The sequence below is a fragment of the Nitrospira sp. Nam74 genome, from assembly GCF_965152615.1.
The window spans coordinates 2,718,286-2,741,120 of record NZ_OZ224220.1 but is presented as its reverse complement, the minus strand read 5'-3'; the positions used below and the strand labels follow the sequence as shown (position 1 = coordinate 2,741,120).

Below are 22,835 nucleotides of genomic sequence, written 5' to 3'. Positions count from 1 at the left end.
CTCAAAGGTATCGGAAAGAGAGAGGAACAGCTGTATAGTTAGCGACGCATACACACCGAAGAAGAGGCTTCAACGATCGGGATTGTCTTGAGGTGATGCCGATTGGCAATAGGTGTCACGCCATGCCGGAAGTCGATCGTTCAAATGGCAGGCCATCAAATACTCAGTTGAGATCTCCGATGCGATCCCCCCAGTGACGGTTCGATCGCTATCTTCGTCAAGAGCATTGGCAACATGGACGGCGGCAAACACACGAGAATTATCCTGCTGGGTCGGTCGAGGTTCGTGGTGAAAGGCCACGGCCTCAACAATGACTTCATGCAATCCCCAGATACCGAGTAAATACGCTCCGACATCGGCATGTGTTGCCCCGAATACCTCTCGTTCGGCCTGCAATACCTGGCGTCCATCTTCCTTAATCAGCCGAAACACTTCCCGATATCGGTCCGGGAAATTCGTATTCAATACGAGCAGCCCGATATCGTGAAGGAGACCCGCCATAAAGGCGTTCTCAATGGCCAACGAGCCGGCACCCTCCGATTTGGCAATCGCACGAGCCACGACGGCTGTGGTAATGCCATGCCTCCACAATGGCTCCAATGGAACAGGGAGTGCTCGGGTCTGTGCGCATTGCTCAAACAGTTTGACGGTCAGGACCAGGCCTTTGACGCGATCCAAGCCCAGTAGTGAAAGCGCATGCGCTGGGCTGGAAATAGTTCGCCGGAGTCCGAAGTATGCCGAATTCACCACTTGCAATATTTTCGACAACATCGCCATGTCTTTCGCAATAATGACCGCAGCCGTATTAATGGACGCATGCGGGGATTGCATGGCGGCATCGAGTTCCTGATAGATCGTTGGGATGCTTGGCAGAGCTTTGATAGTGGACACGAGTTGCTGTAGACCAAGGTTGGCCAAGCGGCTCTGCAGTTCATGGGCTCGCGAGAGCGTCATTTGTAGGGTCGCCAACGTCAGTGGCTTCGGCAGATACTGGTGCGCCACTTCAAGCGATTGGACAATCGTATTCGGATGCGCGCATCCGGAGCAGGCAATGCGAATGGTATTGGGGTACTTCTCTTTCACGTTAGAGAGAAAATGAATTCCACCCATGCCGGCCAAGTGGATATCGGCTAGGACGAGATCAACCCCGGACCGTGCCAACGCCTCAAGGGCTTCTTCACCGCTCTTGAAAAATTCCATGTCCCACTCGTCGCGGAGATCCGTGAGAATTCCTTCTAAAACGTCGAGGAGCATGACGTCGTCGTCGACCACGAGCAGCTTTTTCTTGTGCGTTTCCGACATGGATGGCGAGACCCTCTTGCAGCCCGTTCTCTTCTGTATCGGATGCGAATAAGGTGGACTTGAACCGTCACTTTTCCCAAACCCTGTGCCAGATTCGCCGTACTCGCCAGGGACGCGGGCACCCCTCCTCGGGGCCCTGTCCCGCTCGTACGATTCATTGACTTCCGCTCCCCTTCCGATTACAATCCGCCCCGAGGTTTCCACTTGCCGTCCCAGCCATTCGTTCATCTTCACCTACACACGCAGTACAGCCTCCTCGATGGGGCGAACCAAATTGAACCGCTCGTCCAGCAGGTCAAAGACTTCGGCATGCCAGCGGTTGCCATGACGGACCATGGCAATCTCTTCGGCGCCGTGGAGTTTTACCAAAAAGCGCTGGCCGGCGGGGTCAAACCTATCATCGGCTGCGAAGCCTACATGGCCCCCGGCAACCGGAAGAATCGTGAAGGCGGATTGGCGCATAACGACTATTACCATCTCATCCTGCTCGCCACCAATCTCACCGGCTATCAAAATCTGATTAAGCTGGTGAGTAAAGCCTATCTCGAAGGATTCTATTACAAGCCGCGGATGGATAAGGAACTGCTCCAGCAGCATCATGAAGGTCTGATTGCTCTGTCCGGCTGCTTGAGCGGGGAAATTCCATGGCTGATCGGACAGAAAGATATGGATGGCGCGATGCGGGCGGCCGGCGAGTTTGTCGAAATCTTCGGCAAGGACCGCTATTACCTGGAAGTGCAAGCCAACGGACTCGAGCACCAGCGTATTGCCAATACCGGCCTGGTGGAGATCCACAAAAAGCTCGGCATCCCGCTGGTGGGTACAAACGATTGCCACTATTTGAAAAAGGATGATGCGCGCCCGCACGATGTGATGCTCTGCCTGCAAACCGGCAAGACCCTGAATGATCCGAATCGAATGAAATTCGACACCGATCAACTGTACGTGAAATCGTGCGAAGAAATGGACGCGGCATTTGTTGAATTTCCGAATGCGGTGGCGAATACATGCCGTGTGGCCGATCAGTGCGACCTGAAGTTGGCGTTCAACAAGACTTATCTACCGCAATACCATGTTCCGGAAGGCTATACGCGTGAAACGTACCTGGAAGAATTGGCCACGAAGGGACTCACGGCCCGCCTGCGGGAGCGCCCAAGTTCCATCCCGGTAGAGATCTATCAACTCCGGTTGAAGGAAGAGCTCGCCGTGATCCAGACGATGGGGTACGCCGGTTATTTTCTGATCGTCTGGGACATCATTAAGTTTGCACGCTCGCGTGGCATTCCGGTGGGCCCCGGCAGAGGATCGGCTGCCGGCAGCCTAATGGCCTACGCCCTGCGCATCACTGACCTCGATCCGCTTGTCTATGGCCTGTTGTTCGAGCGGTTTCTTAATCCCGAACGGATTTCACTGCCCGATATCGACATGGATTTTTGCATGGACCGGCGGGGTGAAGTCATCAATTATGTGATCGAGAAGTACGGCAACGACCACGTCTGTCAGATCATTACATTCGGGACACTTGGCGCGAAGGCGGCCATCCGCGACGTCGGTCGGGTGATGGAAATTCCGTACGCCGAGGTGGACAAAGTCGCCAAGCTCGTTCCGAACCAGCTCAACATTACGCTGGAAGGTGCGCTGGAACAGGAGCCTCGACTGAAGGAACTGGTCGAAACGGATTCTCGAATCAATGAGCTGATGACGGTGGCTCGATCCCTGGAAGGACTCGCTCGCCATGCATCCACCCATGCGGCGGGGGTGGTGATTTCACAGGAGCCCCTGACGGATCACGTTCCTCTCTATAAAGGGGCCAACGACGAAATCGTCACCCAATATTCGATGACCGATGTCGAAAAAATTGGCCTGGTCAAATTCGACTTCCTGGGTCTGAAGACGCTCACGATGATCCATCGCGCCGTCCTGATGATCAACGAGCGAAAAGCTCGGGAACACGCTCCGCCGCTGGACATGGATGATCTACCCCTTGACGATACCAAGGCGTATGAACTCCTCTCGTCCGGACGCACAACCGGAATCTTCCAATTGGAAAGCTCCGGGATGCGCAATCTCTTGGTTCGCATCATGCCGGAACATTTCGAGGATCTGATCGCCATTCTTGCGCTCTACCGGCCGGGGCCCTTAGAGAGCGGGATGGTCGACGACTTCATTAAACGCAAGCGCGACCCGGCACAAATCGTCTACGATCCGCCGACCCTCGAACCCATCCTCAAGGACACGTACGGTGTCATCGTGTATCAAGAACAAGTCATGGCGATCGCCAACAAGATCGCCGGCTTTTCTCTCGGTCAAGCTGATCTCTTGCGTCGAGCGATGGGCAAAAAGAAACCCGAAGAGATGGAGAAGCAGAAGTCACTGTTCATCGAGGGCGCCAAGACGCTGCACTACCCAGAAAAGAAAGCGGAAAAGCTCTTCGATCTCATGGCGTATTTTGCAGGGTATGGGTTCAATAAATCCCACTCGGCTGCCTATGCGCTCGTCACGTACCAAACGGCATATCTGAAGGCGCACTATCCGACGGAGTTCATGGCCGCCCTCATGACCAACGATATGGGCAATGCCGATAAGATGGTCGGCTATTTCACCGAGTGCCGCGATTTGGGCATCCGAATCTTGCCACCAGACGTGAACGAAAGTCAGACGACCTTCACCGTCGTCGAGGGCGGTATCCGATTTGGTCTCGCAGCCATTAAGAATGTCGGTGAAGGGGCCGTCGAATCGATCATTGCCACAAGAAATGACACTGGCCGCTTCCGATCCTTCTACGACTTCTGTCAACGCATCGATCTACACAAAGTCAATAAACGTGTGTTAGAAGGCCTAATCAAAACCGGAGCCTTCGATTCGACCGGTGCCAAGCGATCCCAGCTTGCCGGGGTGCTAGACCGCACCATTGAAGATGCGGTGGCCGCACAACGCCAGCGTGAGCGCGGACAGACCAGCATGTTCGGGGACGATCACAACGGCGGCTCGCACGGCACTCCTCTGGCCGACCCCCCTTTGCCCAATATTCCCGAATGGGATGTCGGTGAACGACTGCGGCAAGAACGCGAGTTAACAGGCTTTTACATCACCGGTCACCCGTTGACCCGCTATGGAACCCTCATCGACAAGTTCGCAAGCGGCACCTGTAATAGCCTTTCTGAGGTTTCGGATGGTCGGGAAGTCCGCCTTTGCGGGATTGTGAAAACCGTCAAAGCCATGACGACGAAGAAGGGCGATCGCATGGCCTATTTTACAATTGAAGATCTTCATGGCATGATAGAAGTCATTGCTTTCCCTGACCTTTATCGATCGGCTGCGGCTTTGATCGTCCCCGAAAGTCTTATTCGCGTGACAGGGACAATCGACCGAGCGGAAAAGGGCACACGGCTCAAGGGCACAAAGGTAGAATCCTTGACCGAATTGCAAACGCGCGGCGTCACTCGCGTAAATCTCCGATTGGCCGAGGTGGCTGAATTGACGGCCCAGTTGGCCCAGCTTCAGCAAGTCTTTCTCCGCCATCCCGGCCATGCCACTCTTTCTATTACCTTCTGTTTGCCAAACCTGGAAGCCGACACAGCTCCCCTTCCCAATCTTGCCATATCACCGAACGAAGCGTTTGTCGCGGAAGTGGAAGAACTCCTGGGGAAAGGCGCCGTTGCATTGCTGTAAACCGACGAGGGGCATACGATGAGAGATTATCTGGAATTTGAAAAGCCGTTGCGGGAGATCGAAGAAAAGATCGAAAAGCTCGCCGCAACCGCCTCAGCGAAGACGTCCGTCCAAGAAGAGCTTCGAAAACTGAAGGCCCGTCTCGCGCAAGAAGAAGTGGAACTCTACAGCAAATTAACCCCTTGGCAGCGAACCCAGCTCGCCCGGCACGCGCAACGGCCGTCTGTGCTCGATTATATCAACTTCTTCTGCCGAGACTTTCAAGAACTGCACGGCGACCGCGCCTTTGCGGATGACCGGGCCATTGTCGGCGGATTTGCCCGGTTCAATGAACAATCCGTCATGATCATCGGCCATCAAAAAGGGCGCACACTAAAAGAGCGCATGGAACGGAACTTTGGGATGCCCAATCCTGAAGGCTATCGCAAGGCCTTGCGTTTGATGAGGCTCGCCGAGAAATTTCATCGTCCGATCCTCACATTCATCGACACACCCGGCGCCTATCCGGGTATTGGAGCGGAAGAACGCGGCCAAGCGGAAGCCATCGCACGCAACCTCTTCGTGATGTCACGCCTCCCCGTGCCGATCATTTCGGTGGTCATCGGTGAGGGCGGCAGCGGGGGGGCACTCGCGCTGGGTGTCGCTGATCGTGTGCTCATGCTCGAACATTCCATTTATTCGGTGATCTCACCGGAAGGGTGTGCGGCCATTTTATGGGATGATCCGGCGAAGGTCCCGGATGCCGCTGCGACGCTGAAGATGACAGCTGAAGATCTGTATAAGCTCGGCGTCGTCGATGAAGTGATCCCGGAGCCAATCGGGGGCGCTCATCGCGATCCGGAAACCGCTGCCAAGCGTATTGCCAAATCATTCACGACACATCTCAGTCATTTGGTTGACTTGAGTGCGGAGACACTGCTCTCCCGTCGCGATGAGAAATACAGAAAGATGGGCGTCGTGCTCGACGCGGCCGTTCAGAAAGTGTGATCCCCACTCCACTCCTCTCCCTAATCAGCACGGCCGCCAGCATGGCATGGGGCCGGTTCACTGCTTCGATTCTAAAGTTTTTACAAAGTACATCAATTAGTGAGGGTCTGAATGCCTTTCATTGCGATGCTTTTTTTCTTTCTCTCAGTCTCGACGAATGCGGCCGCCTTCCCAGTCAGCAGTGCAGCCTGGTCCGATTCGGAGTGGGAACGCCATTGCAAGGACGTGAAAACCACTTTTAACCCCAACCAATCTTTATCGATGGAACGACTGACACTCACACCACAGGACCCTCGCTTCCTCGATTTTCTTTACTGGGTATGGGCCAATAAAATTTTAGAGCATCAGGTGGAGCAAGTTGGCGGAACAGAATGGCAGGGACCCCGTAATGGAGTCATTTTTCACTGGGCTCCTGGGTCACGCTGGGAAACCCACACAGTAGCGTCCTTTAACCATGCCATCCACCACATTGCCGATGAACATCATTGGCAGGACAACATGTTTAAAGAGTTCTTTGAGAAATTTGGTCCCGTCCAAGCTGTCAATATTAAGAAACGACTCTCCATGGATTCACCTCCAACATGGGCCCAATTCCTCCAGCACATTGGAGGCCCGGAGAGCATGTATTACCGGTATATCTTCCATCAAGAAAGCTCAATCGACCCACGCCGCGGTGTGGTCATGCTGTTTGGGGGACAAGGGGTGCAGTTTGAATATTCGTATGAAGGCTATTTGGAAGAGGCAGCGGCAGTCTTGACCGACTGTAAGGCCTATCAATTCTTTCAACTGTTTGACCTGTATGGAAAAGGATTCTCATCGAAGATGGGATGGGCGGGACAACCAATTCCGACCCACTAATGAATTAGCCGGGCCCCTTGGTTAAGGATTATGCCACCGTGCGCCGTCGAAAATAGGGTTCGTCTGGTGGGTCAGTTTAATGGTATCGCCGTCGCGGATGGGGGAATCTATGACGGCGACCTTCCGATTGACGGTCACGAGCACCTCGCTTTTCGCCAAGAACGGCATGAGCCCTTCGAGTGGATCGGGGTACGCATCGATGAGACTTTTTAACGTTGTCCCCTCCGTAATCTCGAATTGCAGCTCAGAGGCTCCCACGATATCTTTCAACGACTGGCCGAACAATAACACGGTCACCATTCCAACGTTCCTCTCTTTGGCTTTGGATATCTAGGACGCATCGGCCCGGCGGTGGCACTTAAAACAATCCTGTCGCTTGGGATGTCGATCAAGCAACGGTCGACTGGCTTGCATTGCATGACACTGTGAACATTGCTTCTCCGCGACCAGTGTTCGATGCTCGTCGTTCGCCGGGATCATCGGGTTCCGTTCTCGTGGCGTGGGAAGCAACGAGACGAACAGCACGACGGCGACCACGGCTCCGATGAACACCCAGTCGCCCTTACCAGGCCTCCATCTCATGAGCGAGCAGGCGTCCCGTCGCCGGCCTGTCCGTTCACCTTGCAACCCTCGGTCATTAATTCGGCGACGTGCTTGACCGATACCTTCCCTCGGAGTCCGTTCTTCAATTGGATCATGCAAGCCGGACAACTGGTTGCGACGACATCGGCGCCGCTCTCTTCAATCGCTCGGCGCTTTCGGTTGAAAATCTTCTGAGACGTCTCGTAGTCCTTGAGCACATACGTGCCCGCGCCCCCTGCACAACGATCGGCATCTTGCATCTCGACAAATTCAACACCAGGCAACTGAGAGAGCACTTGCCGGGGCGCCTTCGTGACGCCTGCCGCCCGAAGGTGGCAAGATGAATGGTACGTCACCTTACAAGGCCGTGCCGTCCCCATGTCAGATTGACCTGATGCCTTCAACGGGGACACCATTTCCGTCACATGCTTGACTTTCTGAGCAAGCCTTCTCGCAGCCGCTTCTTCCGGCTCCCCCGCGAACAGCTTGGGATAGTCCTTAAGCATGAGCGTGCACGAGGCGCATCCCGTGACGACTGTCTCATACGGCTCGAACGATGCTACATTGAAGCGCGCCCCGTCCTTTACCAAGTCCCCATGCCCATAGGTTTGGATTGGTGTTCCCGAGCACCGCTGCGGTGGAAGCGCCGGTTCGATGCCCTGCTGCCGCAATACACGAATCACGGCATCCCCGACTCCGTCGTCAAAGTACTTTGCGGCACAACCATGAAAATAGGCGACCTTCGTTCGGATAGGGTCCGTTCCGACTAGCTCCGGATACCGATCCTGGAGATGCGTCGCGGCAAATTTCGGAAGCATCATATCACGAGGGATTCGGGCCGCCGCAGCGACTTGCTTCATCAGAGGTCGTGTCACATATTCGATCAACACCCGAATGGAAGGTCGGTCCCAGAGCCATTGCGTTCTGCCGAGAAGTTTCAAGACCGGTTCAAACAGCGTTTGGCGCGCCTGAAATTTGAAGATCAATCCCGCCATAGCGTTGGGATGTTCGGCGCGCCGCTTGAGAATGAGATCCGAGACGTCGACATCTGCCGGGCAGATGGTCCTGCATGACTTGCAATTCAAGCAAGCCTCTACGACGCGCTTGGAGTTCAAATAACTGTAATCCTTAGCGGTGACGATTTCGAACCATCCACGTGAGCTCATATCTTCAGATTGAAACACGTCGTAGACGGGACAGACGGAGTTGCATTTACCGCAGGTCGCGCATTCTTTCGATAAGCGCGTATGGTCGATGTGCTCGGTGAACGGCGTCTCGCTGATTTTTACACCTGGATTGAACACTCCCGTTGGATCGAAACTCTGTTTCACTTGTTTGAATAGACCATACAGCTCTTCACCGAACATGCGACGCACATATTCGGCGCGCACGCGACCATCGCCATGCTCACCACAAATCGACCCCTCAAACTTCGTGAGCACGGCGTCATGAATCGCATGATACCCCTCCACCATGCGTGCAAAATCCTCTTTGTCGTTGACGTCGAGTAGCGGGACGATATGGGCATTCCCGTTTCCAATGTGTCCAAAAATGGCAACCGGTACCCTCTGGGTCTTGAAAAAGCCTTCGAGGTATCGGACGAGTTCACCGATGCGCTCAGCCCGTACAACGACATCATCGACATAATTAATCGGCTTCTTACCGTGTCCATAACGATACAGCGTCGGATACAGCGCTTTACGCGCTTTCCATATCTGCTCGCGTTGCTCTTGGGTAAATGCCAACACCGGATCGGCCGAGAGGCGGAATGCTCGACAGATGACGCCTATGTCGCGCCCATAATGAATGCGGGTGGACGGCTCGTCCGTCTCATCAAACTCGGCAATAAGCGTGGCTTCGGCATCGGCAGGAATGCCATGGGCTTCCCGCCCAATGAGATTGAGCGTGTTTCCATCCATGACCTCCAAGGCACTGGGTGAGAGGGGCAGTAGCTTGAATACTGCATCGCCGACTTGCTCGAGGCGACGAAAGTGGATAAGCGCGGTGGTCGTCGATTTCGGTCGAGCCACCAGCCGGAGCGTCGCTTCACTCATCACGCCAAGCGTGCCTTCGCTTCCCACAAACAGCTTCGGGAGATCAAGCACCCTTCGGTCGAGTCCGTCGAGCAAACCGAATAGGTCATAGCCGCAACTATTCTTACTGACTGTCGGGCGCTTCGCCCGAATCAAATCTCCCTGTGTGCGTAATATAGTGAGGACCTCGTCGACGGCAGGATGAAGCGACCGAATGGCATTCAGTCGGAGATCATCGACATCGTAAGGCTGCGCATCCAACCACTTCCCTGCCTGCAGATATACACGGAGCGACAGGACATTATCCTTGACGGCCCCATAACGGAGGGTATGCGGGCCGGCCGAATTATTGGCGAGCATCCCGCCGAGCTTGCACATGTCCCCGCTGGATGGATCCGGGCCAAACATCATCCCGCTGCCCGCAAGCCGTTTGTTGAGTTCCGCGAGCACGATGCCGGGCTGCACACGAGCCCACTGTTCCTCACGATTCACTTCGAGAATCTGGTTCAGACGAGAGACATCGAGAATGATGCCGGAGCCGATGGCGGAGCCGGTCAGATTCGTCCCGGCCGCACGCGGAGTCAGCGGTACTCCCGCGCGAACGGCATAGTTCACTACGCGCTGAACATCTTCTTCCGACTCCGCCAGCACGATGGCCTTCGGAACAATCTTATAGATGCTGGCATCGACCGCATAAGCCGTTATAGCCGGCACGTCATCACGAACCTTTTCAGGTCCAATGAGACGTCGCAGGTCGCCGGCGATCGAAAGCTTCTTTTCGGGCAATACGAGAGTCATCGTGAAACACCGGTCGTGGTCTACACCATTGTAGGCGGGGTTTCGAAACGAGAACAAGGCCCGTGGTACGAGCACTTCCCGACGATGTGGCTAGGACGACAGCTGTTCAGTCGTCTCATCCGAGATGGGCGTCAGCTCCGCCGAATCACTTCCGGCATCGACTGCCGACGGGTCCTCACCGATTTGCAGTGGTTCATCGCCAACGGGCAGCATTGCCTGCTCGGATTCGCCCAGTTCTTTAAATTCTCTTAGCGGCGGTAACTCCGCAAGGTCTCGAAGGCCGAAATGCTGAAGAAAAAATTTCGTCGTCCCGTACATAATTGGCCGCCCGGGCACGTCTTTTCGACCGACGATCCGCACAAGCTTGCGCTCGAGCAAGGTCCGCAACACACCAGAGGTTTCTACGCCGCGAATGGATTCAATTTCAGCACGGACAATAGGCTGCTTGTAGGCAATGATGGCTAACGACTCGAGCCCCGAGCGTGAAAGCTTGGCGGAGGTCTTGGTTTTCCCGAGCATCTTAATCCAGGAAGCATATTCGGGTCGTGTGGCGAGTTGAAATCCGCCGGCGACCTCGTTGACCTGCAATCCCCGCTCGCTCTTCTCATAGTCGGACTTCAGGTCCTCTAAGGCTTGCCGGACCTCTAGCTTGGTCACCCCCCCTAACACCGCAACCAAGCGGTCCACGGTCACCGGTTCGTGTGAGACGAACAAGAGCGTTTCCAGAATCGCTCGCAATTCCCGTTCATCAACGGGTCGAGGCTCAGAGGCGGGCGCCTCGGCTACCACCACTTGATTGGACGGCTCATCAACCTGCGTTGGCTCCACGTCTACCATTTCAGGATCCGCGATTTCTGATGATTGTTCCTTCATGGGGTCGTGTTCCACATTGTCAACCGATGTGCTCATAGTTCCTCCCAGCCATTATCCAGGACCGAGCTGGCGTCTTGCTCATTCACGGGGGAGAACGCCCGTGTAAGAAGAATGGGCCCAAACGCATCCCCTTGAAAAATACGGAGCAATTTGACGCGGATCAATTCCAGCATCGCCAAGAATGTCACGATAATGACCAGGCGAGACTGCTGCCCTTCAAACAGTGACACAAACGTCATGGATTCCCGCTCTGCCACTAAATCGAGAATCGCGTTCATTCGATCCTTGACCGTCAAGTTCTCCGGGATAATTTCGATCAGCCGCTTGTCCGGCATCCTCTTCAAAATACCTTGTAGGGCGTCCACTAGGTCGAACAGCGTGACCTCATCCATATTCGATTCATCTGCCCGCACATGGACGGATACCGGCTGCTCTCGCGCGAATACTTCGCGCCACAGCCGCTCGCGGTCATCGAGACGTCCGGCCGCATCCTTGTACTGCTTGTACTCCAATAGCCGGCGAACGAGATCCTCCCGGGGATCAGGCCCATCCTCCTCATCTGCCTCGGTCTCATCCACGGGCAGCAGCATGCGAGACTTGATATGCACCAAGGTCGCGGCCATGACTAGAAAATCCCCGGCGACCGTCAGGTTCAATGAGGTCATCAAGCTGACGTACTCCAAGTATTGCTGTGTAATCAATGAGATCGGAATATCATAGATATTGATCTCGTGCTTTTTGATCAGATGGAGAAGAAGGTCGAGGGGGCCTTCAAACTGTTCTAGCCGGACATGGTAGGGAAGTTCAATTTGCTCTGGTTCCACTCATCCTCCCAATTTTTGGTGAGCCTTATACCACTATAGGGGCCTCCGCGCAAGACAAATTCTATATATAGTGGTGATAGGGTTGACATCGATGACATCCACCTAGCGTTTTTTGAGAATCCATACGAGTAGGACAGTCAAAACAAGGAAGCTAGCCGCAGTCCCATACAAGGCCTCAAGACTCCGAGTGTTCACCTTGATCGGCGGGGGACCGGATAACTTCGTACGCTGAAATACCGGGTCGACGCCAAAAGAGACATCAGAAAAATCGCCCATTGAGCGAAATTCCGCATCTGAAAAATCAGCCTGAGATCGAAATACCGCGCGAGAGAAATTGGCAGTGCCCGTGAAGCCTGTGAAGAGGAAAAACGCCTCTCGCTCGAACAGCGCCGCCGCAAAATCCAAGTTTGCGCTGAATTGCGCACCGGAGAACCCCGTCCCCATCTTAAAAGTAGTGCGTGACAAATTGGCATCCTTGTCGAAGGCAACTTCGAGGAACTCAGTCAGACCATCAAACCTGGCCCCTTCAAATGTCACCGTGTCACTAAACTGTGCGCGATGGAACCGAGTGTGCACGCCGAAGACAACCTGGTCGAATCGTGCAGGCCCATTGAACAGGGTTTGTAAAAACAATCCTTCACGATGAAAAATGGCATCCGAAAAATTTACCTTCTCATTGAATATGGTGCGGGAAAAATCGACCATACCTGTGAATGTTGTCCCGGTCATGGTCAGCGGGCCGCGGACCAACAGGTATCCCTCCTTCAGTTTGGTCGCGATCACTCCATCAATCCGTGAGTCACGGATCGTGATCGATTGTGAGACGACTCGGACCTCATTGATCCCACGTGATGCCAAAACATTTTTCGTCAACGCAGGGAGTTGATCTGACGGTGGAACCTGGCGCAGCGGGAGTTGATCAAGCAACAAATCGCCCACCACCACGACACCGACCAGATCAACTGCTTGTTCTCGTTGAATCGCCTGCAATAATTCTTCGGCAGGGACCGCATGAGCAAGACGATCCTCTACCGTACAAGTTTTGCTCATATGTTTCACGAATGCCTCCCGCGTGTTCGTGACCGCCTCGACCACACATTCGGCCCGTGCCGGGAATGGACGCATCATGAGTGAGAAGATCACGATACCTAGCAGGATAACGCAGAGCCGTACCCATATGCTCATCGATGACGTTATAGGAGAACACTGACGTTGAAAGCAAGACACCCAACGGATGCTATACTTTGATTTACGTAGCCTCCTGCTATTTGAATTGCGCCATGTATGTGGGAGCTTTCAGGAGGAACACAGAATAGTGTGCACATCGGCGATACGCACAGTTCATGCAAGATGGTTGATCTTGTCGCTCACGACCGTTCTTCATCCTGCTTCTTCAGAATGCCTCGGCGGACATCACCATAGAAGTGCCGGTTCTAGCGGCTACTCAGGGCAACAATCACGGTGCCTTCAATGTCATCGATCAGTTGGGACCACCGGGCACTCCTGACCCGATGGAAGTCAGATGGGGGCAATCAGCGAATTTGGCTCACAGAAGTCGGCTTGGATCGATTGTGCATGCCTTTCAGTATGCCGCGAAACAGACTCCTTCCGTGATATACGCGGCACACTAACGATCTATGACGCATCCTATGCTCCTGTCAGCAGCGATGGACCAAGTGCGGGAGCCGTGATGGTCAGCTTTTTCGTAGTGCTCAGGGGATCAACGTGTACCGCAGCCGGTTTTCTGGACAGTGTTCCTCTTAAATAGGGTGGTCCCATTTTCAATGATCGCGGTCTGAGCGTTCATTGGACCGATTTTGCCCCTATGGTGAGTATTGGGTCGACCGGCGATCCTGGATCCTGAGTCAACTGTGTGCGTCATTTTTCAGGTGGATCCCGCCATGAACTGGCTGCCTCGCATTAGGCGGCCTCTGGCTGCTGAGCATCCAAGCGTGCTTGTACTGGGGTACGGTGGCCCAGGCGCTCGATCAGCCACTGGTGGTTATACCGGTGGATGAATTCTCCGATGATCTGCCTGGCCTGCTCGAGGCTCTCAAACTGATGCAGGTAGAGACAGTGTTCTTTGAGCGTGCGCATAAACCGTTCGGCCACGCCATTGCATTGTGGCTCGCCAACAAAACTGGGGCAGATGGTCATCCCGAGCCAGTGGACTTCCTGGATCCAGGCCGCGGCGATATATTGCGGGCCCCAGTCACAGCGAATCTGCAGGCCGCGGGCAACCTCTTTGGCGAAGAGGCCAAACATCGTCTGCACCCCATCGCGCAGCGGTTGGAGGGCGGCCCAGCGATCGCCGCGCTTGGCCACATGCCAGCCGACCACCTCATCGGTATGGTGATCCACAGCGCCAAAGAACCAGCACCAGCCCTCCTGCTTGGTATAGAAGCGCGTGGCATCGGTCCCCCACATCACGTTGGGCCGATCTGTGATGATGCGGCCATCGTGCGCGGGATTGCCATTGGGCGGTCCAAGCCGGCGCGGGGCCAAGAGCTGATGCTGCCGCATCAGGCGCAAGACGCGCTTGCCGCCGACGCGGATGCCCGCGTGGCTTAGGCGGGCGCGCACCTTGCGATAGCCCTCCCCATGGAACGGACTTGTCGTCAGGACCTGCCGAATAGCGGTGACCAGCTTCTGATCACTGACCGGCGTTTTCGGTCCGCGCTTGCGTGTCGCGGCCGGGGTCGGCGCCGGCCGGTCAGCATAGACGGTCGACCGCGCCAAGCCATACACCCGGCAGATCAGGGCGAGGGGATATCGGCGACCGGTACTGGGACTGATGTGAGTCCTCATGGCCTGCGCTTCTTCAATTCCTCCCCGTACCCTTTTTTTTCGAGCAGATCTTCGGCGAGCTCCAGGCGCATCATCACTTCCCCTAACTTGGCGCGTGTCCGGATCAGCTCCCGGTCTTCCGGATCGGTGTGGCGTTTCAACCCCCGGGCCCCCGCTTCCAGGAATGCCCGTTTCCAGCTCTCGAGCTCATGGGCCGGGACTTGGCTCTCTCGCGACCCGCTGTCTAGCGGTTCGCCCCGCAGGAGCCGAAGGACCAGTTCCGTCTTCCGTTGGGCACTCCACCGTTCAGGCGGCTCAGAGTCCTCGCGAAACGGTACTGGCTCTTTTGAAGATTTCGATCGATCCATTCCCAGCCTCCTTGGACAGTATTGTGATCCAAATGACTGTCCAAAGAAACCGGGTCCGGTTTAAACGCACGCAGTATGCAGCTAATTCTGATGATTAAGAAGTGAGCAGGATTCAGGAAGCATACGAGATGATGACAGGTCGGAAACTCTGATGCGGGGCTCTTACGAGCCCCGCTCGAATCATATCGCAGGGATGCAAGCGCGATGAATGAGTGCGTGCAACACAGTTGTGGATCAAGAGAGGTCGCAGAGGCGAGCAGAAGACGCCACGGGGCTACTCCGTGTCCTCGTCACTCGAAAGATCTTCCGGCTTGTCGAGAAAATCAGCCCCAGTTTCTTCGTCATCGTCTAATGACATGCCATTTCCAAGTTCATCCTCCATCTCTTCGCCCAACTCGACCGGCTCAGCAGGCTCCCGACGTCGCATCTCGGGTTCTTCTTCTTCCATCTCCCGATGAAACGGCTTCATGTGTTCTTCAGGCTCAGTTGAGCGATCCGCCTTTGCAGAACGTTCGGCAGCGCGGCTACCTTTGGCTGCGACGGTCTTTTTCTTGGGCGCTTTCGACGCCGCTTTTTTTGCCGGTCTCCTTGCCGCTTTCTTTGGCGCCGCCTTCTTCGACGCCGCCTTCTTTGCGGCTACTTTTTTCTTCGGGGAGGTTTTCTTTGCCGTGGACCTCTTCGCAGATCCGCCCTTCTTTTTAGCCGGATTTGCTTTGCTCGAACCCCGCTTGGCCTTCGCCTGCTTAGCCGGCTTCTTCTTTTTACTTGTCGCCATCGCTCCCTCCTCTTCAGTGACCGAACTGGCTGCAACTGCGGCAACCATCTAGCATGAATTGGTGATTTCTTGCAACCCATGCTTATCGCATCGGTGGAGAGGGGCCTGTGCAGAGACGTCCTCTTTTTATGATGCAGATGCCAGCTGAAAAATCCTGCAATTTCAAGTTGATACAACCTCTTTTTTTGTAGATCACCATGGTACAATAAGGTCGATTTTTGATGGAGGTGAAACTGTGCATGCGATAAAATGTGCTATCGCGGCCGGCTTCTTTTTGGTAAGTGCGATGCCGAGCCAGGCCATTCCGCCGCCTTTTGAGATCGTTATCGACAGCGGCTCTCCCTATTACTATCCGGCTTCAGCGAAGGTGTCTGCCGGCGCGCCCATCCGTTGGGATAATCCAACCGGATCTCCTCATACGATTACGCACGATGGCTGTGTTCAGGATGGGCCCTGCGCTTTTGACTCGGGTTCTGTAGCTCCCAACGCCAGCTATACGATTCCAGGGCTGTCTCCTGGCCGCTATCCCTATCAGTGCCGTCTCCATCCAATCATGCGTGGCGTACTCGTCATTACGGACCCGGCCGACACGCCCTCTCACACATGATTGTGTTCCACCATCCGAGGATCCGTACCTTGCCACGCCTTTAACCATTCGTGTACTCTCTAGCCTTTGATTTTCATCCCAGCATCATGAATCGGTCTCGACTATGAAGCCCACCGCTCTGCAACATGCTCCGCTTCCCTTAACTCCCGACGTCCTGAAATTACGGGCATGGCGCATGCCTGATATGATCGTGTACGAGCATGGCGCTGACGAATGGTGGGTGGCGCCATTGGACGATCATCTGCCACTCATTCGTCTCAATCGCGTGGGGCTTGAATTGCTCATGGCGATCGACGGGCATACGAGCGTCTCCACCCTGCTCGATCGTTTTGGAGAATGGGTCTGCGGACCGGACGGCGAGACGGGTCAGTGGCATCTCGAACGATGGTCACTACCCAACTACGCCTTGTGTTACTTTGGCACTCAGCCGCCGACCGGCGACCGGCACGGTGCTAAATGGGACTTATTGCTGCAACAGATTCGAGAAGGGTGGTCCGGCAAGGAAGGATTTGAAGGCGGCGAGCATCTCACTGACTTTCATTTGCGGGAAATCACGAAACGCGACGGGCACTTCGACACAGTTGAAACGACCGTCTCCCATCTGTTCCGAGAACCCAGCGAAGCGCTGCAGGGATTGACGTATGGGCGTCTACTCGCGCGTCATCTTCGCCGGCGAGGCTGGTGGAATCCGAAGCCGCGAACGGTCTTGGAGGTTGGAGGCGGCCTGGGATACGTTTCCCGCGAATTTGCGGCCGAGCTCGCACCGGCAGAACGGGACGGAGTCCGCTACTTATTTTTGGACATCACCCGGCCTTTTCTTGAATCGCAACTCAGCCTTGGCCGGGAGGGGGGATGGAGTGCGCGCGGTGTGCAAGCCAATGGTGAGTGGTTGCCGCTTCGAGATGCCAGCATCGATCTGGTGATTGACAACGAAAATCTTGCCGATATGACGCCGGTCCAACTCACACGGGCAGAAATCGAATCCGGCACAGGCACATCGGCTCTCAACCAAGAGGCGATCGACTGGATGCGTCGTATCCGGTTGCCACTGGACAGAGATATCCCCGACGACTTTTTATTCAACCTGGGTCCCATCCGGTTCGTGTCAGAGTTGTGGCGGGTTCTGCGGCCGGGAGGCCGTGCCGTCCTCATCGAATTCGGCATTGAATCAGGCTGGCCGGCGCCTGTCAAATTGCCCGGGCATACCGAATATGAAGTGCAGTACAGTCATCTCCGACATGCAGCACGATGGTTGGGTTTTCACGAACAGTATTTCGCCCTGCCGCAGTTCATGGTGCTGCGGCCGGATACTCAGTTACTCTGTACAGGGGCGGCGTATGCCATTCAGCGGTTCTGCCAGAACCTAGGAAAACCGTTCGCCATCCGCGCCTACACGGAGCCCGAATTAAAAACGACGCTCGGAGATATGCTGCCGCGTCTCATGGGTTGCCATTACCATGAGTTGATTGACCCGGCGTGGTTCGGACTGTGGGATTTCAAAGTCATGTTGCTGGAAAAACCTGGCGCCGCTCCCCGCCCTTCATTTCAAGAAACCAAAGGATTCCGCTGGTACTCTCAGCGATAACACCCCGTTGACCTCTCCTGAACCGATCACCGAATTATAGGGGCGCTTCCTCCTTATCGCGCGAGACCTTGAGACTTAAGAGCTCTTGCTCGTATTGGCCTTCGCAGTACGGACAAAGGCTATGAGTGAATTGCTTAATCCGGTGCTCTTCTAAATAGAGCTCCAACTGAGACCAATAGCCCACATCATCTCTGACCTTTTTGCAAGACGCGCATTGAGGCAGGAGATCCTGCAACATGTGCAACTGCGTGGCTGTCCGCTGGTGAAATGCATAGACTGCGCACATGGCAATAATGGTTACCAAAGCGAGCGACCGGTTGGCGTACACCATCCAAGAACCGGGATTAGTCGGTGACAAGATAAGCCCTAGAATCGTGAAGAGAGCCGAAAAACTCGCGATGAGTACAAAATGGAGCCGGTGGAGAAAGCGAAGGGCTATGACGATAGGGATGACATAGAGAATGGGCACCAACACTCCCGCGGGAATAAACAAGTCGGATAAGAAGATGACGATGATGAGCGCGACAGCCCACATCATTCGGGCCGCTTCGCTTCCTGCCTGCTCTTGCCCCTGCAACGAGTTCACCGGTACATGATACCTGAATCCACGTAGGCATTCATTAATTATTACGGGTCACCCGCTCTCCGCCGTTCGAGCTTTCCGAACCAATGCACAGCGACTGGCGTATTGCCAGGGTTGTACCGCACCCGGTTTTCTGGACAGTGTTCCTCTTAAATAGGGTGGTCCCATTTTCAATGATCGCGGTCTGAGCGTTCATTGGACCGATTTTGCCCCTATGGTGAGTATTGGGTCGACCGGCGATCCTGGATCCTGAGTCAACTGTGTGCGTCATTTTTCAGGTGGATCCCGCCATGAACTGGCTGCCTCGCATTAGGCGGCCTCTGGCTGCTGAGCATCCAAGCGTGCTTGTACTGGGGTACGGTGGCCCAGGCGCTCGATCAGCCACTGGTGGTTATACCGGTGGATGAATTCTCCGATGATCTGCCTGGCCTGCTCGAGGCTCTCAAACTGATGCAGGTAGAGACAGTGTTCTTTGAGCGTGCGCATAAACCGTTCGGCCACGCCATTGCATTGTGGCTCGCCAACAAAACTGGGGCAGATGGTCATCCCGAGCCAGTGGACTTCCTGGATCCAGGCCGCGGCGATATATTGCGGGCCCCAGTCACAGCGAATCTGCAGGCCGCGGGCAACCTCTTTGGCGAAGAGGCCAAACATCGTCTGCACCCCATCGCGCAGCGGTTGGAGGGCGGCCCAGCGATCGCCGCGCTTGGCCACATGCCAGCCGACCACCTCATCGGTATGGTGATCCACAGCGCCAAAGAACCAGCACCAGCCCTCCTGCTTGGTATAGAAGCGCGTGGCATCGGTCCCCCACATCACGTTGGGCCGATCTGTGATGATGCGGCCATCGTGCGCGGGATTGCCATTGGGCGGTCCAAGCCGGCGCGGGGCCAAGAGCTGATGCTGCCGCATCAGGCGCAAGACGCGCTTGCCGCCGACGCGGATGCCCGCGTGGCTTAGGCGGGCGCGCACCTTGCGATAGCCCTCCCCATGGAACGGACTTGTCGTCAGGACCTGCCGAATAGCGGTGACCAGCTTCTGATCACTGACCGGCGTTTTCGGTCCGCGCTTGCGTGTCGCGGCCGGGGTCGGCGCCGGCCGGTCAGCATAGACGGTCGACCGCGCCAAGCCATACACCCGGCAGATCAGGGCGAGGGGATATCGGCGACCGGTACTGGGACTGATGTGAGTCCTCATGGCCTGCGCTTCTTCAATTCCTCCCCGTACCCTTTTTTTTCGAGCAGATCTTCGGCGAGCTCCAGGCGCATCATCACTTCCCCTAACTTGGCGCGTGTCCGGATCAGCTCCCGGTCTTCCGGATCGGTGTGGCGTTTCAACCCCCGGGCCCCCGCTTCCAGGAATGCCCGTTTCCAGCTCTCGAGCTCATGGGCCGGGACTTGGCTCTCTCGCGACCCGCTGTCTAGCGGTTCGCCCCGCAGGAGCCGAAGGACCAGTTCCGTCTTCCGTTGGGCACTCCACCGTTCAGGCGGCTCAGAGTCCTCGCGAAACGGTACTGGCTCTTTTGAAGATTTCGATCGATCCATTCCCAGCCTCCTTGGACAGTATTGTGATCCAAATGACTGTCCAAAGAAACCGGGTCCGGTTTAGGGTGATGCAAGACGAGCCACTACAAGGATGTGAAGAGGAAAGAATGTTCATTATTTTTCGATCGGGACGAAGAGTCGAGCGGCTTGTTTCAATTCAAGCAGAGCTGTTATGACGACAGACAAGACTGCCTGAAGTGTCGTTTAAGATGTCTGGCTAGGCTGACGGCGTACTGCCTTTGGTAGCGAATGACGACCAATGAACGCGGTGCCGGCCCCCATGATTGCCCCGCTTACGTTCATGATGATATCCGTTACCGTAGGATACCTATAGGGGTTGAAGAATTGGGACACTTCGATTCCCATTGAGAGAATCAACGCCGTGATGGTGACAAAAACGATTCGGGTAAGCCGGGACTGTGATGGAAGAATAGAGACGCCGAGGTATCCAAACGGCATATACATGCCGACATTTATCACAATATCAAGGGCTAACCTTCTCAGGGATGTCACGACTGTGAACGGAACCCACTGAACATGATCCCAGACAGGATGCGGTTGGATTGCTGTCCAAGGAAAGGTGCTGCCGACTATAATCATCGCAATGCTGCATAGCCACAGGCGGCGAGAGGTGACCCTGACGCGCCGAAGACCGTCGCTAAGGCTCACCATGAAAAGGAGCCGTTGGCCGAGGTGAAGCGCTTTAAACAGTCAGCAAGACAACGAGGATACAAAGCCCCTCTCTGAAATTTAAGATGGGCATCACTAAAGGCTGGACTCACCTTGGCTTATCTGGCGGATAAGACTGCTCTTTCTGTGGAGTCTGTTTCAGCCACTCGCCGTAGCCAATCTGCAGATCATGAATGGTATCCACGAGAGTGTTTTCTTCAGCCCCGGTCAATAGGACTCCGCGCTGAAGCATCTCTAGAACGGATTTGGACACCCTTTCGAACTCGCCGATTTTAAATTCTGTGTCGATCATGCCCCCCCTTCTTAATGAACTTTGCTATTGCCAATGTGCGCGTAATCTTAACACAAGGACTCCTCGGCCGGCAGGACCTGCATTTAACTAACATCATGTGCATCATGTCTCCTATATTCATCAAGACCAACAACGTTGCATCTTGAACCGGCGAGGCTTGTCTGGAACGTGCCGTCTATTCCTGACACTCTAGCCGAGAACGAATAAACACGCTGTCGACTGCCTCCATGGCGACGATTCGCAAGTATATGGGGAACGAGACGCTGAAGCTTTTATGAGGATTGAGAAGGGTGGAAGCGTAACAGCCAGTAAGTCTCGGTCCAAACTTTTAGAAACAAACCGTGTTCAGAACCGGAACAAAGCAGGCAGGAAAGCTAACTCTTTGGTTTTGCGGCAAACACTGTAGCATCACAGGAGATGTATTTGATTTGCTTCATGGGGATAATGGTGACTTCTTTGGCAGTATCGACTTCCAGAACTTCCATGTCGTCGCTAATGGTATGGCGAATGGCGTCCTTCACCAGCAGTTCCTGATTGTCGGCAAACACGACCTTTACCCAATACACCACGGTGACTCCCTCGGTTACCTGTATGGACGGATGGCGATCGAAATGATGGCGGGCAGTCTACTGTATTAGTCTCATCGGAGCAACCGTCTTCCTACGAAGATGATCCCAACTCCAACGATCGCTTCGTTGCTGACTCGACGGCTGACATAAGTGTGGCGCGAAACTGCCTGGCCTCCAATTGTTCGATCCCCGCGATCGTCGTGCCGGCGGGTGAAGTGATACGGTCCTTCAACCTGCCGGGGTGTTCGCCGCTTTCCAATAACATACGGGCAGAACCAAGCACGGTCTGAGCGGCCAGTATTTCGGCCACCTGACGCGGGAGTCCCATTCTGACTCCACCGTCAGCCAGAGCTTCGATGATCACATAGATGTATGCTGGACCGCTTCCGCTAAGACCGGTTACCGCGTCCATAAGCGTTTCCTCCAAGACCACCACTTTCCCCACGGCTTCGAAAATGGTCTTGGCTGCGGTTCGATGCAGATCGGACACATTGGCGCTAAACGAAAGCGCGGTCACACCCGCTAAGATAATTGACGGGGTGTTCGGCATCGCACGGACGATGGGTCGCTCTGAATTCAGGTGAGCAGCGACGCGTTCCATGGGATATCCGGCCGCCACTGAAATAATCAGGCAGTCTTCTCGCAAGGACGGACAAATATCTATTAATACTTCATCTAAATCCTGAGGTTCTACCGATAGAATGAGGATGTCCCCATCAGCGGCCGCTTCTCGATTGTCCTGGCCCACGCGGATCCCGTACCGGGCTTGCATATGGTCACGACGACCGGGAAGAATATCAGTCGCATACAGGTATGTGGGTTCCGTCACACCAGCCGTCAGCATCCCGGCAACAAGCGCCTCGGTCATGCTTCCAGCCCCGATAAATGCAATGCGCTGATCGAGTGTCATGGCGGACGATTATAACTGTCAGTCATGATGCCTTCAACTCTCCAAGTCGTTTGCTGACCGGTCCTTTTGCCGATCTCGATCCAGCACGATGTATGAACATTCCGTGCATCAAGAATCACTGGGACGACATACCTACACTGGGCGCTGAGGCTCAGAGTGGGAGTCTAGATATCAGGTCGCGGATCTTCTCCTCGGC

23 protein-coding genes are annotated in these 22,835 nt (G+C 55.0%); 6 read left to right on the top strand and 17 right to left on the bottom strand.

The features are described 5' to 3' along the window. Positions 1–69: 69 nt before the first annotated feature. A complete protein-coding gene (locus ACWHYZ_RS12835; protein WP_447983086.1) occupies positions 70–1,302 on the bottom strand; it encodes an HDOD domain-containing protein in 1,233 nt (410 codons plus the stop codon). A gap of 204 nt (positions 1,303–1,506) precedes the next feature. On the opposite strand from ACWHYZ_RS12835, the gene ACWHYZ_RS12830 reads away from it, so the two are divergent. The 3 genes from ACWHYZ_RS12830 to ACWHYZ_RS12820 all read left to right on the top strand — a co-directional run bounded on the left by ACWHYZ_RS12830 (position 1,507) and on the right by ACWHYZ_RS12820 (position 6,819). Further along, positions 1,507–4,974: a DNA polymerase III subunit alpha gene (locus tag ACWHYZ_RS12830; RefSeq protein ID WP_447983085.1), complete on the top strand. Its 3,468-nt coding sequence runs from the start codon at positions 1,507–1,509 to the stop codon at positions 4,972–4,974. A gap of 18 nt (positions 4,975–4,992) precedes the next feature. Beyond that, positions 4,993–5,961 (top strand): acetyl-CoA carboxylase carboxyltransferase subunit alpha, encoded by a 969-nt coding sequence (locus ACWHYZ_RS12825; protein WP_447983084.1) that lies wholly within the window; start codon positions 4,993–4,995, stop codon positions 5,959–5,961. A gap of 111 nt (positions 5,962–6,072) precedes the next feature. Next, positions 6,073–6,819 (top strand): hypothetical protein, encoded by a 747-nt coding sequence (locus ACWHYZ_RS12820; RefSeq protein WP_447983083.1) that lies wholly within the window; start codon positions 6,073–6,075, stop codon positions 6,817–6,819. 21 nt (positions 6,820–6,840) lie between these two features. Here the strand turns inward: ACWHYZ_RS12820 and ACWHYZ_RS12815 are convergent, their stop codons facing one another. From ACWHYZ_RS12815 to ACWHYZ_RS12775, 9 genes are all read right to left on the bottom strand, one after another. Continuing rightward, complete coding sequence (locus tag ACWHYZ_RS12815; protein ID WP_447983082.1) at positions 6,841–7,119, bottom strand: MoaD/ThiS family protein; 279 nt, start codon at positions 7,117–7,119, stop codon at positions 6,841–6,843. 30 nt (positions 7,120–7,149) lie between these two features. After that, positions 7,150–7,401 carry a cytochrome c3 family protein gene (locus tag ACWHYZ_RS12810; protein ID WP_447983081.1) on the bottom strand — a complete coding sequence of 84 codons (252 nt, stop codon included), beginning with the start codon at positions 7,399–7,401 and terminating at the stop codon, positions 7,150–7,152. Further along, on the bottom strand, positions 7,398–10,232 hold the full coding sequence (locus tag ACWHYZ_RS12805) for an FAD-binding and (Fe-S)-binding domain-containing protein (protein ID WP_447983080.1): 2,835 nt from the start codon (positions 10,230–10,232) through the stop codon (positions 7,398–7,400). The genes ACWHYZ_RS12810 and ACWHYZ_RS12805 overlap by 4 nt, the downstream gene beginning before the upstream one ends. Before the next feature lie 90 nt (positions 10,233–10,322). After that, entirely contained in the window at positions 10,323–11,141 is an 819-nt protein-coding gene (gene scpB / locus ACWHYZ_RS12800; protein WP_447983079.1) for an SMC-Scp complex subunit ScpB, read from the bottom strand. Further along, a complete protein-coding gene (locus tag ACWHYZ_RS12795) occupies positions 11,138–11,929 on the bottom strand; it encodes a segregation and condensation protein A (RefSeq protein ID WP_447983078.1) in 792 nt (263 codons plus the stop codon). The genes scpB and ACWHYZ_RS12795 overlap by 4 nt, the downstream gene beginning before the upstream one ends. A 102-nt stretch (positions 11,930–12,031) precedes the next feature. After that, the gene (locus tag ACWHYZ_RS12790; protein ID WP_447983077.1) at positions 12,032–13,114 is read right to left on the bottom strand and encodes a pentapeptide repeat-containing protein; all 1,083 of its coding nucleotides are present in this window, start codon (positions 13,112–13,114) and stop codon (positions 12,032–12,034) included. 735 nt (positions 13,115–13,849) lie between these two features. Continuing rightward, entirely contained in the window at positions 13,850–14,737 is an 888-nt protein-coding gene (locus tag ACWHYZ_RS12785; protein ID WP_447983071.1) for an IS3 family transposase, read from the bottom strand. After that, positions 14,734–15,084, bottom strand: a complete 351-nt coding sequence (locus tag ACWHYZ_RS12780) for an IS3 family transposase (RefSeq protein ID WP_447983070.1) — start codon at positions 15,082–15,084, stop codon at positions 14,734–14,736. Before ACWHYZ_RS12780 ends, ACWHYZ_RS12785 begins: the two co-directional genes overlap by 4 nt. Before the next feature lie 274 nt (positions 15,085–15,358). Continuing rightward, positions 15,359–15,553 (bottom strand): hypothetical protein, encoded by a 195-nt coding sequence (locus ACWHYZ_RS12775; RefSeq protein ID WP_447983076.1) that lies wholly within the window; start codon positions 15,551–15,553, stop codon positions 15,359–15,361. A gap of 61 nt (positions 15,554–15,614) precedes the next feature. On the opposite strand from ACWHYZ_RS12775, the gene ACWHYZ_RS12770 reads away from it, so the two are divergent. The 3 genes from ACWHYZ_RS12770 (at position 15,615) to ACWHYZ_RS12760 (ending at position 18,051) form a co-directional block, all read left to right on the top strand. Next, on the top strand, positions 15,615–15,911 hold the full coding sequence (locus ACWHYZ_RS12770) for a hypothetical protein (protein WP_447983075.1): 297 nt from the start codon (positions 15,615–15,617) through the stop codon (positions 15,909–15,911). A gap of 183 nt (positions 15,912–16,094) precedes the next feature. Continuing rightward, positions 16,095–16,466 carry a cupredoxin domain-containing protein gene (locus tag ACWHYZ_RS12765; protein ID WP_447983074.1) on the top strand — a complete coding sequence of 124 codons (372 nt, stop codon included), beginning with the start codon at positions 16,095–16,097 and terminating at the stop codon, positions 16,464–16,466. 175 nt (positions 16,467–16,641) lie between these two features. Next, positions 16,642–18,051, top strand: a complete 1,410-nt coding sequence (locus ACWHYZ_RS12760) for a class I SAM-dependent methyltransferase (RefSeq protein ID WP_447983073.1) — start codon at positions 16,642–16,644, stop codon at positions 18,049–18,051. Positions 18,052–18,085: 34 nt separating this feature from the next. Here the strand turns inward: ACWHYZ_RS12760 and ACWHYZ_RS12755 are convergent, their stop codons facing one another. The 7 genes from ACWHYZ_RS12755 to proC all read right to left on the bottom strand — a co-directional run bounded on the left by ACWHYZ_RS12755 (position 18,086) and on the right by proC (position 22,639). Next, positions 18,086–18,637: a hypothetical protein gene (locus tag ACWHYZ_RS12755; RefSeq protein WP_447983072.1), complete on the bottom strand. Its 552-nt coding sequence runs from the start codon at positions 18,635–18,637 to the stop codon at positions 18,086–18,088. 306 nt (positions 18,638–18,943) lie between these two features. Beyond that, positions 18,944–19,831 (bottom strand): IS3 family transposase, encoded by an 888-nt coding sequence (locus tag ACWHYZ_RS12750; protein WP_447983071.1) that lies wholly within the window; start codon positions 19,829–19,831, stop codon positions 18,944–18,946. Further along, the gene (locus ACWHYZ_RS12745) at positions 19,828–20,178 is read right to left on the bottom strand and encodes an IS3 family transposase (RefSeq protein WP_447983070.1); all 351 of its coding nucleotides are present in this window, start codon (positions 20,176–20,178) and stop codon (positions 19,828–19,830) included. The genes ACWHYZ_RS12750 and ACWHYZ_RS12745 overlap by 4 nt, the downstream gene beginning before the upstream one ends. A gap of 204 nt (positions 20,179–20,382) precedes the next feature. Beyond that, on the bottom strand, positions 20,383–20,850 hold the full coding sequence (locus tag ACWHYZ_RS12740) for a VanZ family protein (protein WP_447983069.1): 468 nt from the start codon (positions 20,848–20,850) through the stop codon (positions 20,383–20,385). A gap of 106 nt (positions 20,851–20,956) precedes the next feature. Next, positions 20,957–21,160 carry a hypothetical protein gene (locus ACWHYZ_RS12735; RefSeq protein ID WP_447983068.1) on the bottom strand — a complete coding sequence of 68 codons (204 nt, stop codon included), beginning with the start codon at positions 21,158–21,160 and terminating at the stop codon, positions 20,957–20,959. A gap of 374 nt (positions 21,161–21,534) precedes the next feature. Continuing rightward, complete coding sequence (locus ACWHYZ_RS12730; protein WP_447983067.1) at positions 21,535–21,729, bottom strand: hypothetical protein; 195 nt, start codon at positions 21,727–21,729, stop codon at positions 21,535–21,537. Positions 21,730–21,820: 91 nt separating this feature from the next. Next, the gene (gene proC / locus ACWHYZ_RS12725) at positions 21,821–22,639 is read right to left on the bottom strand and encodes a pyrroline-5-carboxylate reductase (RefSeq protein ID WP_447983066.1); all 819 of its coding nucleotides are present in this window, start codon (positions 22,637–22,639) and stop codon (positions 21,821–21,823) included. Between the last annotated feature and the right edge of the window lie 196 nt (positions 22,640–22,835).